This window comes from Rhodopseudomonas sp. RCAM05734, from assembly GCF_052658035.1.
In genome coordinates, this window is record NZ_CP199742.1 from 5,240,065 (window position 1) to 5,256,637 (window position 16,573).

General features: G+C 64.6%; 13 protein-coding genes. 5 read left to right on the plus strand and 8 right to left on the minus strand.

Annotated features, from left to right (window positions below; translation table 11 throughout):
• Positions 1-38 precede the first annotated feature (38 nt).
• A complete protein-coding gene (locus tag ACUXVA_RS24845) occupies positions 39-1,619 on the plus strand; it encodes a long-chain-fatty-acid--CoA ligase (protein WP_445488785.1) in 1,581 nt (526 codons plus the stop codon).
• Positions 1,620-1,807: 188 nt separating this feature from the next.
• Here the strand turns inward: ACUXVA_RS24845 and ACUXVA_RS24850 are convergent, their stop codons facing one another.
• The 6 genes from ACUXVA_RS24850 to ACUXVA_RS24875 all read right to left on the minus strand — a co-directional run bounded on the left by ACUXVA_RS24850 (position 1,808) and on the right by ACUXVA_RS24875 (position 10,260).
• On the minus strand, positions 1,808-2,608 hold the full coding sequence (locus ACUXVA_RS24850) for an NUDIX hydrolase (protein WP_445488787.1): 801 nt from the start codon (positions 2,606-2,608) through the stop codon (positions 1,808-1,810).
• A gap of 147 nt (positions 2,609-2,755) precedes the next feature.
• On the minus strand, positions 2,756-3,712 hold the full coding sequence (locus ACUXVA_RS24855; RefSeq protein WP_265083198.1) for a dihydrodipicolinate synthase family protein: 957 nt from the start codon (positions 3,710-3,712) through the stop codon (positions 2,756-2,758).
• Between the two features lie 230 nt (positions 3,713-3,942).
• The gene (locus tag ACUXVA_RS24860) at positions 3,943-4,803 is read right to left on the minus strand and encodes a MaoC/PaaZ C-terminal domain-containing protein (protein WP_445488789.1); all 861 of its coding nucleotides are present in this window, start codon (positions 4,801-4,803) and stop codon (positions 3,943-3,945) included.
• A 162-nt stretch (positions 4,804-4,965) separates the two neighbouring features.
• On the minus strand, positions 4,966-5,355 hold the full coding sequence (locus ACUXVA_RS24865) for a Zn-ribbon domain-containing OB-fold protein (RefSeq protein ID WP_265083197.1): 390 nt from the start codon (positions 5,353-5,355) through the stop codon (positions 4,966-4,968).
• Positions 5,355-6,503, minus strand: a complete 1,149-nt coding sequence (locus ACUXVA_RS24870; protein WP_445488790.1) for a thiolase domain-containing protein — start codon at positions 6,501-6,503, stop codon at positions 5,355-5,357. Before ACUXVA_RS24870 ends, ACUXVA_RS24865 begins: the two co-directional genes overlap by 1 nt.
• Before the next feature lie 274 nt (positions 6,504-6,777).
• Positions 6,778-10,260: an indolepyruvate ferredoxin oxidoreductase family protein gene (locus ACUXVA_RS24875; protein ID WP_445488792.1), complete on the minus strand. Its 3,483-nt coding sequence runs from the start codon at positions 10,258-10,260 to the stop codon at positions 6,778-6,780.
• A 367-nt stretch (positions 10,261-10,627) separates the two neighbouring features.
• On the opposite strand from ACUXVA_RS24875, the gene ACUXVA_RS24880 reads away from it, so the two are divergent.
• On the plus strand, positions 10,628-10,840 hold the full coding sequence (locus tag ACUXVA_RS24880; protein WP_445488794.1) for a hypothetical protein: 213 nt from the start codon (positions 10,628-10,630) through the stop codon (positions 10,838-10,840).
• Here ACUXVA_RS24880 and ACUXVA_RS24885 read toward each other — a convergent pair.
• Positions 10,837-11,493 (minus strand): methionyl-tRNA formyltransferase, encoded by a 657-nt coding sequence (locus ACUXVA_RS24885; protein WP_265083193.1) that lies wholly within the window; start codon positions 11,491-11,493, stop codon positions 10,837-10,839. The two genes, ACUXVA_RS24880 and ACUXVA_RS24885, sit on opposite strands and share 4 nt — an antisense overlap.
• Positions 11,494-11,629: 136 nt before the next feature.
• Here ACUXVA_RS24885 and ACUXVA_RS24890 point away from each other — a divergent pair, with 136 nt between their 5' ends.
• Complete coding sequence (locus ACUXVA_RS24890) at positions 11,630-12,085, plus strand: hypothetical protein (protein ID WP_265083192.1); 456 nt, start codon at positions 11,630-11,632, stop codon at positions 12,083-12,085.
• 69 nt (positions 12,086-12,154) lie between these two features.
• Here the strand turns inward: ACUXVA_RS24890 and ACUXVA_RS24895 are convergent, their stop codons facing one another.
• Positions 12,155-12,505 carry an antibiotic biosynthesis monooxygenase family protein gene (locus ACUXVA_RS24895; RefSeq protein ID WP_265083191.1) on the minus strand — a complete coding sequence of 117 codons (351 nt, stop codon included), beginning with the start codon at positions 12,503-12,505 and terminating at the stop codon, positions 12,155-12,157.
• Between the two features lie 388 nt (positions 12,506-12,893).
• On the opposite strand from ACUXVA_RS24895, the gene ACUXVA_RS24900 reads away from it, so the two are divergent.
• Both ACUXVA_RS24900 and ACUXVA_RS24905 read left to right on the plus strand, forming a co-directional pair.
• Positions 12,894-14,924, plus strand: a complete 2,031-nt coding sequence (locus ACUXVA_RS24900) for a methyl-accepting chemotaxis protein (protein WP_445488797.1) — start codon at positions 12,894-12,896, stop codon at positions 14,922-14,924.
• 137 nt (positions 14,925-15,061) lie between these two features.
• Positions 15,062-16,567, plus strand: coding sequence for an FAD/NAD(P)-binding protein (locus ACUXVA_RS24905; RefSeq protein WP_445488799.1), 1,506 nt, complete (start codon positions 15,062-15,064; stop codon positions 16,565-16,567).
• Positions 16,568-16,573 lie beyond the last annotated feature (6 nt).

Genomic DNA, 16,573 nt, shown 5'->3' on the forward strand with positions numbered 1-16,573 from the left:
GCGCAAGCGTCCGCATCGTTGATCACAGGGAGAACGCCATGAATATCACCCAGGGCCTGCGCCGGGTGCTGCAGACCAATCCGCTGGGCATCGCGACGGTTGACGGCGGCCGCCGCCGGAGCTGGCGTGACGTCGGCGACCGCGTGGCGCGGCTGGCGGGCGGGCTCAAGGGCCTCGGTCTCAAACCGGGCGACCGCGTGGCGGTGCTGATGCTGAATTCCGACCGCTATCTGGAGCTCTATCTCGGCGTCGCCTGGGCCGGTGCGGTGATCGTGCCGACCAACGTGCGCTGGAGCGCAGCCGAGATCGCCGACTCGCTGGTGGATTGCCGGGCTTCGGCGCTGGTGGTGGACGCCACCTTCGCCGCGATGGGCGTCGACCTCGTCAAGGCCATGCCGGCAACGGTGAAGCTGACACTGATCCATGCCGACGACGTAGCCGGCCCCTCCGAGGCCCATGATTACGAGCGCCTGGTCGCGGGCAGCGCCCCGGTGCCCGACGCCATGCGCGGCCGCGAGGACCTCGCCGGCATCTTCTACACCGGCGGCACCACCGGCCGCTCCAAGGGGGTGATGCTGAGCCATGGCAACATCGTCGCCAATTCGCTGCACATGCTGGCCGAGGGATTCCTGCCGGACGGCACGATCTATCTCAACGCAGCGCCGATGTTTCACGTCGCCAATGGCGGCGCCATGTTCGCCCAGCTGATCTCCGGCGGCACCAACGTGATCGTGCGGATGTTCAACCCCGAACTGGTGATGCAGGTGATCGAAAAGGAAAAGGTCACGTCGACCCTGATCGTGCCGACCATGATCCAGATGCTGACCGATCATCCGAATTTCCACACCGCCGATCTCTCCTCGATGGAGCAGATCATGTACGGCGCCTCGCCGATCAACCAGGCGCTGCTCAACCGCGCCATGGCCGGGCTGCCGAACGTTGAATTTCACCAGCTCTACGGCATGACCGAACTGTCGCCGCTGGCCACCCACCTGCCCTGGCACCAGCACTTCGGCGAGGAAGCCACGGCCAAGAACCGGCAGCGCGCCTGCGGCCGCGCCGCCATCGGCTGCGAAGTGCGCATCGTCGGCCCGGACCGCAAGCCGGTCGGCACGGGTGAGGTCGGCGAAGTCGCGGTGCGCGGCGACAATGTGATGATGGGCTACTGGGAGCGGCCGGAGGAAACGGCCAAGGCCGTGATCGACGGCTGGATGCACACCGGCGACGGCGGCTACATGGACGAGGAAGGCTACGTCTACCTCGTCGACCGCATGAAGGACATGATCATCTCCGGCGGCGAGAACGTCTATTCCATCGAGGTGGAGAACGTGGTGGCGCAGCATCCCGCGGTGGCGCAATGCGCGGTGATCGGCATTCCCGATCCGCAATGGGGCGAGACCGTGCACGCCATCGTCATCGCCAAGGCCGGCGCGCAGCTCAACGCCGCCGAACTGGTGGCGTTCTGCAAGGACCGCATCGCCGGCTACAAATGCCCGCGTAGCATCGACGTGCGCTCCGAACCGTTCCCGTTGTCCGGAGCCGGCAAGGTGTTGAAACGCGAATTGCGGCGGCCGTTCTGGGATGACACCGCGGCGGCGGTTCAGGCGAAAGCGGGATAACCTACCCGAGCCCGCCACACCCACCCCACCGTCATCCTGAGGCGCCGTCGCGTAAGCGACGGCCTCGAAGGATGGGCCGCAAGTTCCGACGCTCGTCGCCGCATCCTTCGAGGCTCGCCGTGGCGGCGGAGCAAGAGCTCCGCCTGAGGCGAGCGCCTCAGGATGACGGCTGTTGTATTTGCTGCGGCCTACGGCGCGCCGGTCATCTCAAACACCTCGCCGTCGTAGCCGGCCTCGGCGGGAATCCGCAGTTGGCGCTTGTCGCCGTCGCGGCTGACCACCGGCATGACGGTGACGATGGTGCTGGCGCGCGCATGGTCCAGCGCCGACTGCACGCCGGGCTGCTTGCCGAGCTTGATCAGGCTGCGGGTGGTCGGAAACGGCAGCGTGAACCGGCCGTTGTCGCCGCCTTCCAGCGCCTCGCGCGGCGACAGCCAGATCGAGTCGGTGGATTCCTTGCCGTCATGCATGCCGAGTTGCTCGGGCGGCGCGGCGGCGAGGAAGAACCAGGTGTCGAAACGTTTCTTCATGCCTTCCGGCGTGATCCAGTGCGCATAGGGCACCAGCAGATCGAGCGCCAGCACCAGGCCATTGTCGGCCAGAATCTGCGCAAAACTGATCTTGCCTTCGTTCAGCGCATCGCGATGGGCGTCGGCAATCTCGGCCGCCCGCGCCGCCGGGATCAGGTCGTCCGATCCGCGCAGCCGCGCCAGCAGGATGCGGCTTTCCTCGAAAGTCTCGCGAATCGCGGCAATGCGGAAGCTCAGCGTCGTGGCGTCGAGGCCGTCGCTGCCGGCATAGAGTTCTGGCCTGCCGATAATCTCGTGATCGCCAGCATCGACGCTGCCGCCGGGAAACACCAGCGCGCCGGAAGCAAACTCGATCTGATAGTGCCGCACCATCATGAAGACTTCGATGGCGTCCGACGCGCCTTCCCGCAGCAGCAGGATGGTGGAGGCAGGACGCGCAACGCCGGGCTCGCTGGCCATTCGAATTCACTCCCTGATCGGCATTCTTGGGGATGCTCAATCTGTAGGATGGGTAGAGCGTAGCGAAACCCATCACGTTCGCAACAACGATGGGTTTCGAGAACAAGCGCTTCCGCGCTTGCTCTCTCTACCCATCCTACAAGGTTATTACTCCGCCGCGCTGGCCTGCGGCGTCAGGTTGGCGCGCTTATCGAAACGGGCGACGCGCGACAAGAGATAGTCGATCTCCGCCTTGGCCATCGCGGTGATCGCCGAGCCGGGCTTGCGCTGCGCGGCCGAGGCAATGGCGCCGCGCTTGTGAAGCACGTACTTGCGCGCGGCGAGGCCGATGGCTGGCTGCTGCTCGTAGCGGATCAATGGCAGATGCGCGTCGAACAGGTCGTGCGCCTCATCGCGCTTGCCCTGCTTCGACAGCTTCACCACGTCGACCAGCAGTTCCGGGAAAGCATAGCCGGTCATGGCGCCGTCGGCGCCGCGCTCCATCTCGAAATCGAGGAACAACCCGCCATTGCCGGTGAGGATCGACAGCTCGCGCAGGGAGCCGTCCTTCTGGAAGCCGCGCAAGGCGGAGATCTTCTCGAGGCCCGGCCAGTCCTCGTGCTTGAGCATCACGCAGGACTTGGAGTCCATGACGATCTTGCGGATCACCGCCGGCGTCATCACCACCGTGAGGGTCAGCGGATAATCCTGCAGCACCCAGGGAATGTCGGAGCCGATGGCCTCCTCGGCCTGCTTGAAATAGCTGGTGATCTGGTCGTCGGTGCGCAGCGTCGGCGGCGGCGCGATCATCACGCCGGCGGCGCCGGCATCCATGGATGCCCGGGCCAGCGCGCGCATCGCGGCAAAGCCCGGCGAGGAGACGCCAACGATGATCTGCATCTTGCTGCCGGCACGCTTGACGAAGCGCGTGGCGACCACCTGGGCCTCCGCAGCCTCGAGCTTGGGGGCTTCGCCCATGATGCCGAGCACGGTGATGCCGCCGCAGCCGGCCTCGGCATAGAAATCGGTCAGCCGGTCGATGGACGCATCATCGACACGGCCGTCGTCGTGGAACGGGGTCGGTGCGATGGCAAAGGTGCCGGCGGCTTGGGGAGTCAGTTTCATCATGGGCCTCTGTGGATGGATGGGACCATTCTAGAGGGAAACATCGGGCTTGTCCGCCCCCTGTTCGTGTCCCGGACGCGATGCGGCATCTCAGGCGATGCCCTTGCATCGCCGATATGCCGTTCAACAGAGCCGGGACCGCCCAAAGCGCCGGCGTATCGGCCCCGGATCTGCAGCGCACCACGTCGCTTCGCGACGCATTGCGCTGCGTCCGGGGCACCAGTCCGTGCCTACGCCAGCACCGTCTTGCCGCTCTTGATCACCGTGACGTTGCGCTCTTTCACCTTGGCCTCGAACGACACCACGTTGCCGTCCTTCCACAGCTCCATGGTCACCGTCTCGCCGGGATAGACCGGCGACGAGAACCGCACCGCATGCTGCTTGAATGCCGACGGATCATAGTCGGCATAGGTCTGCAGCACGCCGCGGCAGGTGATACCGTAGGTGCACATGCCGTGCAGGATCGGGCGTGGAAAGCCGGCGCGCTTGGCGAATTCCGGATCGGAATGCAGCGGGTTGCGGTCTCCGCACAGGCGATAGACCAGCGCCTGATCGGGCCGCGTGGTGATATCGACGGTCTGGTCCGGCGCGCGGGTCGGCACCTTGTGCGGCTCCGGCTGGCCCTCAGAGGGACCGCCGAAACCGCCGTCGCCACGGGCGAAGCGCGACGCCACCAGCGTGGCCAGCGCCTCGCCGGCCTCGTTGCGCAGGATGGTCTGGTGGCGGATCACCGCGCCCTTATCCTTGCCCTTGTCGAAGACGGCGAGCACGCTGGAATCGGCGGTGATCTTCGCCGCCACCGGCAGCGGCCGGTGAAAGGTGATGTCGCGTTCGCCGTCGACCACCATCAACTTGTTCAGGTTCATCTCGCCGGGACCCGCCCCCCAAGCGGCCACCGACGCGAAGGTCGGCACCACCTTCAGCGGCCGCGGCGTGTAGGTGCCTTCATTGACGAAAGCCAGTTCCTTCTCGTCCATGGGATCGGCGCCCATGCCGATGCCATAGGCGTAGAGCATGACCTCGCGATCGGTCCAGCCATAAGGCTGTCCGATGTTCTTCATCGCCATCAGCGCGTCGTAGTTGATCGGCATGGGTGGTTTCTCCCTTTTTTTGCAGCGCTCATGATGGCGCCCTCTCAACATTCTCCGTTGTCGCCCCCGCGAAGGCGGGGGCCCAGTAAACACTGCCGTCGGTGTTTATTGGATCCCCGCATGCGCGGGGATGACACCTGAGGGTGCGGCAGCCGCAAGCATCTACGCCGGCGTGAAGAACGGCAGCGGTGCGCCGTCGGTGGGCTTCCACACCACCTTGACCTTCTGCCCGATTTTCAGCGTATCCATGTCGCAGTCGACGATGTTGGTCTGCACCGACGGGCCCTCCTTCAGCGTCACATAGGCGATGGCATAGGGACCGGTGGCGGATTTGCGCATCAGGCTGAAGGTGTAGATCTCGGCCTCGCCCGAACTCTCTTCCCACACGGTCTGGTCGGAGAAGCACAGCGGGCAGATCGAGCGCGGAAAATAATGCGCCTCGCCGCAGGCGGTGCAGCGCTTGATCAGGAACTTGCCCTGCTTGGCGGCGTCCCAGAACGGCTGCGTCTCGGGATTGCCCACGGGGGCCGGATACTTCTTCGCTTCAGTCATCACACGCGCTCCAGAATGGCGGTCGAGGCGGCGTGGCGCACGCCGAGCAGGCCGCCGGTGCCATGGGCGATGGCGAGATCGCAGTTCGGCACCTGCACCTTGGGATGGGCTTCGCCGCGCGGCTGGCGCACGGCTTCGAGGATCTTGGTCATGCCGCCGCGGTTGACGGGATGATTGCTGCACAGCCCGCCGCCGTCGGTGTTGAACGGCAGCTTGCCGACGCCTGAGATCAGGTTGCCGTCGGACACGAACTTGCCGCCGTCGCCCTTCTTGCAGAAGCCGAGATCCTCGAGCTGCATCAGCACGGTGATGGTGAAGCTGTCGTAGATCGAGGCGTACTTCATGTCCTGCGGCGTCACGCCGGCCTCCTCGAAGGCGCGCGGGCCAGACCACACGCCGGCGGAGTAAGTGAGGTCGAGATCCTTGCCGCCGCGCGGACCCTTCATGGCCTCGCCATGGCCGATCAGGCGCACCAGCGGCTTCTTCAGGCTCCTGGCGATTTCCGGCGTGGTCACGATCATCGCGCCGCCACCGTCTGAGACCACACAGCAGTCGAGACGGTGCAGCGGATCGGAGATCATGGGCGAATTCAGCACGTCCTCGACAGTGACGACATCCTTGAGCATCGCATGGGGATTCCACTGCGCGTGATGGGATGCTGCGACCTTGATCCAGGCGAGCTGTTCGCTGGTGGTGCCGTAGTCGTGCATGTGGCGCATGGCACACATGCCATAGGCATTGTGGGTGGTGGCGCCATAGGCAGTCTCGAAATCCGCCTCGGCGCCCTGCTGGCGCGGCGGCATCACGCCGGTGCGCGGCTTGCCGGCCAGCGTCACCAGGGCGATCGAGCATTTGCCGGCGGCGATGGCCTGCGCGGCGTGGCCGAGATGGATGATGTAGGAGCAGCCGCCGGTCTCAGTGGAATCGACGTGTCGCGGCTTCAGCCCGAGATAGTCGACCATCGGCCAGAGGCCGCCCGGCGCATCGCCGGCGCAGAAATAGCCGTCGACGTCCTTGTGCGTCAGCCCGGCATCCTCAAGCGCGCCCCTGGCGACTTCGGCATGCAGCCGCGCGACCGACTTATCGGGTGCGTGTCGTGTCGGGTGTTCGTAGATCCCGGCAATGTAGGCCTTGCCCTTGATGCTCAAGAAATTCTCCGCTGGCGTTACGTCCCTGTCGGTTTTTCTGACCTGTCGGGCACGCCTTGGCAAGCGCAACATTTCACGATGCGGATGCGAATTTCTCAGTGCGGAATACAGTTGCGAAATGGAATGCTGTCGTCGCCCGGCCTGCGCGCAATCGCGCGCCAGGACCGGGCGACCCAGTAAACATTGCCGCCGGTGTCTAATGGGTCACCCGGTCAAGCCGGGTGACGACACCAGAGTGTTCGGCTACGTCGTCGTAACACCCGCGGCATCGGCCCTACTCCGCTGCGATCTGCCGCGGTGCCGGCGGCGGATTGGCGAGATCGGCGGCGAGCTGCGCGTAGCGCGCCTTGCCGTCGTGCACCGACTTCTCCTTCACCGGGCCATAGCCGCGGATGGTGTCGGGCAGCGACAGCAACTCCACGGCGATGTCCAGCGTTTGCGGCGACAGCAGCGTCAGCACGGTGGCGACGTCCTTCTCGTAGCCGGCGATCAGGTCGCGTTCGAGCTTGCGGTCGGCGCTGTAGCCGAACACATCGAGCGCGGTACCGCGCAGGCCACGCAGCCCGGCAAGGATACGGAACAGCGGCAGCATCCATGCGCCGAAGGCGCGCTTCTTCGGCCTGCCCATTGCATCCACGCCGGGCAGCATCGGCGGCGCCAGGTTGAAGTTGATCTTGAAGTCGCCCTCGAACTGGTCAAGCACCTGCTTCTCGAAACGACCGTCGGTGTAGAGCCGCGCGACTTCGTACTCGTCCTTGTAGGCCAGCAGTTTGGCGTAGTTGATGGCGACCGCGCGCGGCAGCGCCTCGCCATAGCCATCGGAGGCTGCGCGCACCTGCGCCACCAGTTTGCGGTAGCGGTCGGCCAAAGCGACATTCTGGTAGTCGGTCAGCAGCGCACCGCGATGGACGATGATCTCGTCGAGTGACATCTCGTCCAGCGTCTTCGGCGCGATGGTTTCGTCGGCGCCTTTCAGCATGTCCGCCAGTCGTGCCGGATCGGCGGCGGCCAGGCGCCCGAGTTGGAACGCCAGCATGTTCATCTTGATCGACACGCCGTTGAGCTCGATGGCCTGCTCGATCGAGGCCGCCTGCAGCGGCAGCAGACCCTGCTGATAGGCAAAGCCCATCATTATCATGTTCGTGGCGATGGAGTCGCCGAGCAGCGCTTCGGCCGCCTTGGTGAAATCGAGGAAGGTCGACTCCTTCTTCAACGAGGCTTCCAGCACGTTATTGACGCGGCGGGTCTGGAAATTGAAATCGCGGTTGCGCACGAAATCGGCGATCGGGATCAGATGCGTGTTGACGATGCCGAAGGTTCGGCCCGCCTCACACAGTCCGATCGTATCCTTGGCAACGGCAACCACTTCATCGGCTGCGATCAGGAGATCGGCAGTGCCGGTGACGATGCGCGAACAGGTCACCTCCTCCGTGGTCTCGGCGAGACGAACATGGCTGAGCACCGCGCCGCCCTTTTGCGCCAGGCCCGACATGTCCAGGATCATGCTGGCCTTGCCCTCGATATGCGCGGCCATGCCGAGCAGCGCGCCGATGGTCAGCACGCCGGTGCCGCCGACGCCGCCAACGGCGACGTTGTAGGGCCGCTCGAGACCCGGTCGGCGCAAGGGCTCAGGCAACGCGCCGATAGTGCCGAGTTCGACCGGCGTCTTGCGCTTCAACTTTCCGCCATCGACGGTGACGAAGGACGGGCAGAAGCCCTTGAGGCAGGAGTAGTCCTTGTTGCAGCTGGACTGGTTGATGGTGCGCTTGCGACCCAGCGCGGTTTCCAGCGGCTCCACCGAGATGCAGTTCGACTGCACCGAGCAGTCGCCGCAGCCTTCGCAGACCGCGGGATTGATGATGACGCGGCGCTGTGGATCCTCCAGCGTGCCCCTCTTGCGGCGGCGGCGCTTCTCGGCGGCGCAGGTCTGCACGAACACGATGGCCGAACAGCCCGGCACCTCGCGCAGCGTCTTCATGACATGGTCGAGTTCGTCGCGATGCGCGAGCTTTGTCCCCGGCGCAATGGACGCGGCCGGATAGGCGTCGGGATTTTCCGAGACCAGGTAGATGTCGCGGATGCCCTCGCTGTGGAGCTGAAAAGTAATCTGCTGCGGCGACAACTCGCCGTCATGCTTCTGGCCGCCGGTCATGGCCACGGCATCGTTGTAAAGGATCTTGTAGGTGATGTTGGCTTTTGAGGCGATCGACTGGCGGATCGCCAGCGAGCCCGAATGGAAGTAAGTCCCGTCGCCGAGATTGGCGAAGATGTGCTTTTCGTCGGTGAACGGTGCGATGCCGGTCCATGGCACGCCCTCACCGCCCATATGGGTAAAGGTCTCGGTGTTGCGGTCCATCCACAGCGTCATGAAGTGACAGCCGATTCCGGCCAGCGCGCGTGAGCCTTCCGGCACCTTGGTCGATGTGTTGTGCGGACAGCCCGAGCAGAAATACGGCGTGCGGGTGATCGGCACCACGGCCTGCACCTGCGAGGCATCGCGGCCGTGAAACCAATCGGCCTTGGCGCGCAGCAGCGCGGCCACCTCCGGATCGATCTCCATGGCCAGCAGACGATCGACCAGCGAGGTCGCGACCTTGGCGACGCTCAGTTCCTCGGCGAACGGAAGGAAGCGGTGATCCTTGTCGTCCATCTTGCCGATAATGCGCGGGCGCACGTCGTCGCGCCAGTTGAACAGCTCCTGCTTGACCTGGTTCTCGACGATCTCGCGACGTTCCTCGACGATGAAGATCTCCTCGAGACCCACCGCGAAGCTGCGCACGCCTTCCGGCTCCAGCGGCCACGGCATGCCGATCTTGTACAGCCGCAGCCCGATCTTCGCCGCCACCTGTTCGGTGATGCCCAATTCGCGCAGCGCCTGACGCACGTCCTCATAGCTCTTGCCGGACGCCATGATGCCGAACCGGGCATTCGGCGAATCCATGGTGACGCGGTTGATGTTGTTGGCGCGGGCGAAGGCGATGGCGGCAAAGCCCTTGTAGTCCTGCAGGCGGCGATCCTGGTCGTACCGATCGTCCGGCCAGCGCAGGTTCAACCCGCTCGGCGGAATTTCGAAATCGGTGGGAATGTTGAACGGCTTGAGTTCGTTGTTGAGGTCGATCTCCGCGGTGGTCTCCACCGTCTCGGTGATCACCTTCATGCCCACCCAGCAGCCGGAATAGCGCGACATAGCGATGCCCAGCAGACCCATTTCGATCATCTCATGGATCGACGACGGATAGAGATAGGGCATCAGCGCCGACATGAAGGCGTGGTCGGACTGGTGCGGCACGGTGGACGATTTGGCGCCGTGGTCGTCGCCGGCGAGGCACAGCACGCCGCCGAATTTGGCCGAGCCCGCGGCGTTGCCGTGGCGGAACACGTCGCCGCAGCGATCGACGCCCGGCCCCTTGCCGTACCAGATGCCGACCACGCCATCATACTTGGCGCCGGGGGAGAGATTGAGCTGCTGGGTGCCCCAGATTGCGGTGGCCGCGAGATCCTCGTTGACGCCCGGCTGGAATTTGACGCCGTAGGTGTCGAGATGTTTTCGCGCCGCCATCAGTTGCTGGTCATAGCCGCCGAGCGGCGAGCCGCGATAGCCGGTAACGAAGGCGGCGGTGTTGAGACCGGCGGCGCGATCGCGGCGGACCTGAGCCATCGGTAGCCGCACCAGCGCCTGGATGCCGGTCAGGAAGATGTGGCCGGAACCCTGGGTGTATTTCTGGTCGAGACTGATCGGCCCCTGATTGATTCCCATTCCGCCCTCATTCGCTGCGATACTCGCTGGTCTTGCAGCGGCGCTGTTGTTGATCTTGAGACGGAGTCATCGACTCCATTAGAAACAGTCTATGTTGGTTTCCGAGGCCGGCGCACCTCAATTCTCCGCAACGGAGGTCCGCGAAACAACAACGCAATTTCGTTCTGGAACCGGCGACAGAGGCGACGGCTTGTGTCGCTGCAGGGCCGCCCTGCGCAAGGACGTAAGCCCCCTGCTCGCTCTGCGGCAGCGCAGCAAGGCTCCGCAATCGCAATAGTGCTGCGAATTAGGCAGCAAAAGGCGGAACATTGGCCTTTACCAGCCATTGGCTAGGGACCACCCTGACCACTCAGGCGAGGAGGATCATATGGCGCATGAGATTCACAGCGGCGCTCCCAGCAACAGCCCGGGCGCGACCGACTTCGGGACGGTTCATGATCACAAACCGACCAAGGCCATGATTGGCGTGGCGCTCATGATCGTGCTGGGATTCGTCTTCTACGAGCTGGGCGGCAAGTCACCCGCCGTGCACTCGTCATCCGCGCCAGTGGCGCACCAGACAATGGCGTCCAGCCACTAGCCCTCGACAGCTTCGGTTGCGTCGGGCACCGCATGCAGCGCCATCCGCCGACGCTGCGGCGCCGATACAATATGCCGCAGAACGGGCATGCTACGCCCGCGAATCGTCTGGTGAATCGCGCTGGCGGCGTCGGCAGCCTCCTCACGACGGGCGCCCCAGCGCATGGCACGCTGCACGAGGGGTTGCGACTGCGTCGACAGCGGTCCGGCCAGACGCCAGAACATCTGCATCACGCGGCCGAGGGCCAACTCTTCAAGCCCGTGCAGTTCGATGTCCTGCGGGACCGGAAACATCTCGACATCGACGATCGGACCGGCATCATCGCGCGGCGTCATGCGATGCGCGGTCGCGCCGAAGTGCCGTGCGCCGTCCTGCAGCGCGAGTCGCGCCGGCGCGGCGTCGGGATATTGCGGCGATCCCGGATGGAAACGATAGGCGCCGAAGCCGAGCTGTTCGAGCGTTTCGGGCGGCACGGTCGTCGGCGTCGCGAAGGCAATCAGGCGGGCGCGCTGCAGCCATTCGGACTCGATGGCGGCAAGATCGGCGACGGTGAAGACCGGATGGACCAGCAACTGCGAATTATAGCCGCGCAACACCGATGCCAAAGCGGCCTGCTCGACCGCGCCAGCGAGCAAAATGATCGTATCAAACATTTACGACGCCAGCCTGTTCAGATGAATCACTGCGCTGATTCTCGCAGCCAGCTGTTAAAATCTGATTAGCCATCGCCCGGCGCGCGGAACACCTGCCCGGCTCCGCTGTTTATCTTCCCGCACAGGAGGATCCGACATGGCCAACCCCATCAACCCGAACGATCCCTATCGCCCGAATGGAGCCGACGACGAGATGACGCGCCGCGCAGACCGCCTCGAGAAAATCCAGCCAGATCCGCAGCTCGCGGAGGCGCCGGCCAATGGCGGCCGGATCGCGATGGCGGCGCTTGGTATTGCCGTCATTCTCGGTGCGGTGTTCTATGGCCTCAATGCGGGGTCAATGAATCCCGCGGACAGCTCGAAGTCAGCGACGCAGAGTGCGCCGGCCGTTCAGGACAACGCCCAGACGACGCCCCGAACGCCCACCAACAACATCGCCGACTCCAAGCCGCCGGTGTCTCCGGGAGTTCGCGACGTGACGCCGCACAACAACCAGAACAACCAGCCCGGCGTAACCACGGGCGCAGCACCGTCGCGACCGCAGCCGCCGGCTAACGGGCGCGATGGCGCCGACGGCGGTACGCGAAACTGACTACGATCTGGCAGATCGTATTGACATCCCGGCCGGCGCTTCGACAAGCGTCCGTCCGGGCTGTGACGATCAGAGACCGTCGTGTCTGGTGCGACTATCGCTCGGTGCTTCTGCACGGTCCGTCATGCCATAGTCGCGGATAATGCCGGCGATGCGCAAACGATAGTTGGCAAAGATCTGCGCACGGCCGCGGCCCTGGGTCGCGCGGTGCTCAGGCGTATTGCGCCACGCAGCCACTGCCGCCTCGTCCCGGAACAGCGAGAGAGACAGTATCTTTCCAGGCTCGGTCAGGCTCTCAAACCGCTCCACCGAAATGAAGCCGTCGATCGTCGCAAGCAGCGGCTTCAGCTCGGCAGCAAGATCGAAGTACTGCTGACGATGTTCCGGCTTCGGCCAGACTTCAAAGATGACGGCAATCATCACAACCTCCCTTTTCCATCTGCCTAGCTCAGCTCGTGACCATACGCAAAAGCTGCGCCCCTGCGCCGGTGATGGCCAGCGCCACCGCCCGGGAAGATAGCCCGTTGGTGCCGCGTCACGGTCCATCGATGCTTCGGCTCTTTGCTATCGACGCATGACGTCACGGCCCGACAGCGCAATGAGTGCTGCCCTGTTCTGTGCGGGCACAACCTCGTCAGCGTCGCTGCCCTGCATCACCTCCGGTTGCCGAGCCATAACCGCGCCAAATACCCCCGGGGGTTGTACGACCCGAAAACTTCACCCTTAATTAAATGCAAGAGCCGACCGTGAATCCCGGAGGCAAAGGTAAAGCCCCACTCAAAACTCTCAAAAAATAGGGGGGCGTCTCTTGGCCCGGCTCAACTTTCGCATCGGCACCAAGCTTGGCCTGACGGCAGGCATCGGCGTATTGCTCATAGCGGGCATGATGACCAACGAGATCATCGGCAACGACTCGATCGCATTGTCGAGCCGGATGGTCCTCGTCAATACGTCCAACAAATCCGACCTGCAGGGAACCGACGTGTTGCTGGCGCGGACCGAGCTCGCGATGCGCAATATCGGCAGTGCCAACACGGTGGCCCAGATGGAGAATGGCCTGAAGGAGGTGCGCGGGCATCTCGCCGGAGCCAGCGCACTTCTGAACGCCGCCGAGCAGCGCGCCACACGGCAGCCGACGAAAGACGGCTATCGCGCGATCCAGGTGATCTTTCAGAAATATCTGACTATCGCCGCTGACCTTGCCGCGGCAAGGAAAGCCGCGCTCGATGGCGGTGTGGAACGCGCCCAGGCAACGCTGAACTGGGACCGCGCCTTCGACGGATTGCTGGCCTCCCCTGCTTTGGCCGCGCTACCCAATCATCGGGATATCGAGCTTGAATTGCGGACAGCGGACGGCGCCTACAACGCAGCGCGCGCCGCCGTCTGGCAGTTTGCTGCTGCGGCTGAGCCAAAGCAGATCGAACTCCTCTCCAGCGAGGCCGTCGTGGCGATCGACTCGCTCAAACGCGCGCGCAAGCTGGCCGGCGAAGCCGGTCAGACCGCGGTCATCGACACGCTGGTCGCGGCAGCCGTCAAGTTCAAGAGCTCAGCGGAAGCCGTCGCCAAGGCCGAAGACCGCAAATTCCACATCCGCGACGAGCAGGCAGCCCCGCTTGTCGCAGACATCGGCAGCCGCATCGTCAAGCTGACCGAGGTCGCCAACGGATTTGCCGCCATGCGGCAGGCCGAATTGCTCGCGGAACTGAGCCACGTCGCGACGGTTACGCTCGCGGTCGGCGCGCTGGTGGTGCTGGTGCAGATCGGCTCTGCGCTGTTCTCGGTGCTGACCATCGCCCGCCCGATCCGCCGCATCGGCGAAGTGCTGCTCGACCTCGCCGGCGGCAACAAGGCAGTCGCCATCCCCTATACCGAGCGCGGCGACGAAGTCGGCGACAATGCCCGCGCGGCACGCACCTTCCGAGACAATCTGATTCGCATCGAGCAGATGGAAGCGGAACAGAAGGATCTGGAGGCCGCCACTGCTGGTCGCCGCAAGGCCGAAATGGCCAAACTGGCAGACGCGTTCCAGGCGGCGGTGGGCGGCATCGTCGAATCCGTATCGTCGGCCTCCGGCGAACTCGAGAAGGCCGCGGGCACGCTGTCCGGAACGGCGGAAGAAACCCAGCAACTGTCCGGCCTGGTCGCCTCGGCCTCCGAGGAAGCTTCGGCCAACGTGGAATCGGTGGCCTCCGCCGCCGAAGAAATGAGCGCGTCCGTCACCGAAATCAGCCGACAGGTGCACGATTCCAGCCGCATCGCCGGCGAAGCCGTCAAACAGGCCGAGCTCACGGACGTGCGCATCAACGAATTGTCGGAGGCCGCCGGCCGCATCGGCGACGTTGTCAAGCTGATCACTGCGATTGCCGAGCAGACCAACCTGCTCGCACTCAACGCCACCATCGAGGCGGCCCGCGCCGGCGAATCCGGCCGCGGCTTTGCCGTGGTCGCCAGCGAGGTCAAGGCGCTGGCGGCGCAGACCGCGAAGGCCACCGACGAGATCAGCGTGCAGATCACCGGCATGCAGGCGGCAACCAGAGACTCCGTTGGCGCGATCAAGGAGATCGGTTCGACCATCAGCCGCATCGCGGAGATCGCCTCGATCATTGCCGCCACCGTTGAAGAACAGGGCGCAGCGACCTCCGAGATCGCCCGCAATGTCGGCGAAGCGGCCAAGGGCACCGCCCAGGTCGCGGAGAAGATCACGCAAGTCAACCGCGGGGCCAGCGCCACCGGCTCGGCCTCGGCCCAGGTGCTGATGTCGGCCCGCTCGCTGTCGAAGGAGAGCGGCAGCCTCAAGAGCGAAGTCGAGAGCTTCCTGCAGACTGTCAGGGCAGCCTGAACCACCACCGGGGTGCAATCGCCGCATCGCGCCCCGGCCGCCTCGTCGATCACCTCACTACAGCAAGCCGGCCGTCAGAGCTGGCCATGCGAAGCCTTGCCTTTTGTACGCAAGCATCCGGTCGTCAGGAGAGAAAAATGAAGATCAGCATCGTTGGCTGCGGCGCGACCGGGATCGCCATCCTGCGGCATCTTGCCGAACTGGCCTGTTCAGGCGGGGATCGCAGCCCGGTGTCGGAGATCCGGCTGTTCGACAAGTCGGGTTTTGACGGCGGCATGGCCTATCGCACCCAGAGCGATCAGCATCTGCTCAACATGCGGGTGTCGACCATGTCGATCCGCGCCGGCGACAGTCAGGACTTCCTGCGCTGGACATCGCGGGCCGGCGTTCCCTGCGAGGCCAACGATCACCTGCCACGCAAGGTCTATCGCGACTATCTCGAGGACGTCAGGCAGTCCGCCATCGAGCGCTGCCGCAATGTCGGCATCCGCGTCTCGGTCGAACATGCCGAAGTCGTCGCCATGCACCTCACCCCCGCCGGCGACATTGTGCTCGAGACGGATCGCCATGAAAGCTACGTGTCGTCGGTGATGGTATTGTGCACCGGGCACAACGTGCCCAGCGACAATTACAACCTCGCCGCCAGCAAAAACTTCGTGCCCGATCCCTATGCTGACTTCAGCTTCGCCGATCGGAGCGACCTGGAGGTCGGCATTCTCGGCAGCGGCCTGACCGCCATCGACAGCGTGCTGGCACTGGCGCGTAGCCATCCCTCCATCCGGATCACCTGCATGTCCCGCAGCGGCCTGTTTCCCACCGTGCAGGCGATCAGCAAGCCGGCTGCCGACGGCGAATTCCGCGACGCGCTGCGTCGCTACGTCGACGGCATCGGCCGGACCGAGGCCGACGACCTGGCATCCACCATCTCCCGCCTGCTGTACGCCACCACGGGATTGCGCTGCAACCTGTCGTTCAGCAACGACCATGCCGATGCACTCGCCGACCTCGAGCACAATATCGCACAGACCGAAGCGCGCGCACCGAACGTGACCTCCTACCTGACCGGCGTTGTCGACATCGTCTGCGACGCCTGGAGCAAGATGGATCACGGCGAGAAATCCCGCTTCATGACCTACTACAACTCCGGCTGGCTCAGGAACCGCTCCGCAATGCCGCTGGCCAATGCCCTCAAGGTGCGCGACCTGCTGCGCACCGGCCGACTGTCGACCCGTTCGTCGCTACGCACCGTGACCGCCATCGGCAGCCGCTTTCGGGCGACATTCGGAACCGGCAGCAGTTGCGATATGGATCATGTGATCGCCGCCACCGGCCCGTCCTATCAGCTTGATGCGCTGCCGCTCTATGCCGACATGCAGCGCCAGGGTCTCGTCGTTCTCGATGCGCATGGCGGCATTCGCTGCGACTACGACGACAGCCGCGTCCTCGACGAGCGCGGCAGCAAGCACAGCAACATCTTCGCGGTCGGCAGCCCGACCAAGGGCACGCACTTCTATGCCGGCGCGGTCGACATCAACCTGCGCCGCGCCGAATCCGTCATCGACACCATCCTTCGCAATGCAGAGCAACTGCGATCGCGCAGCACCGGCGCCGAGACCGCCGCCAAACTCGAAGCCGTGGACTGACCTTCC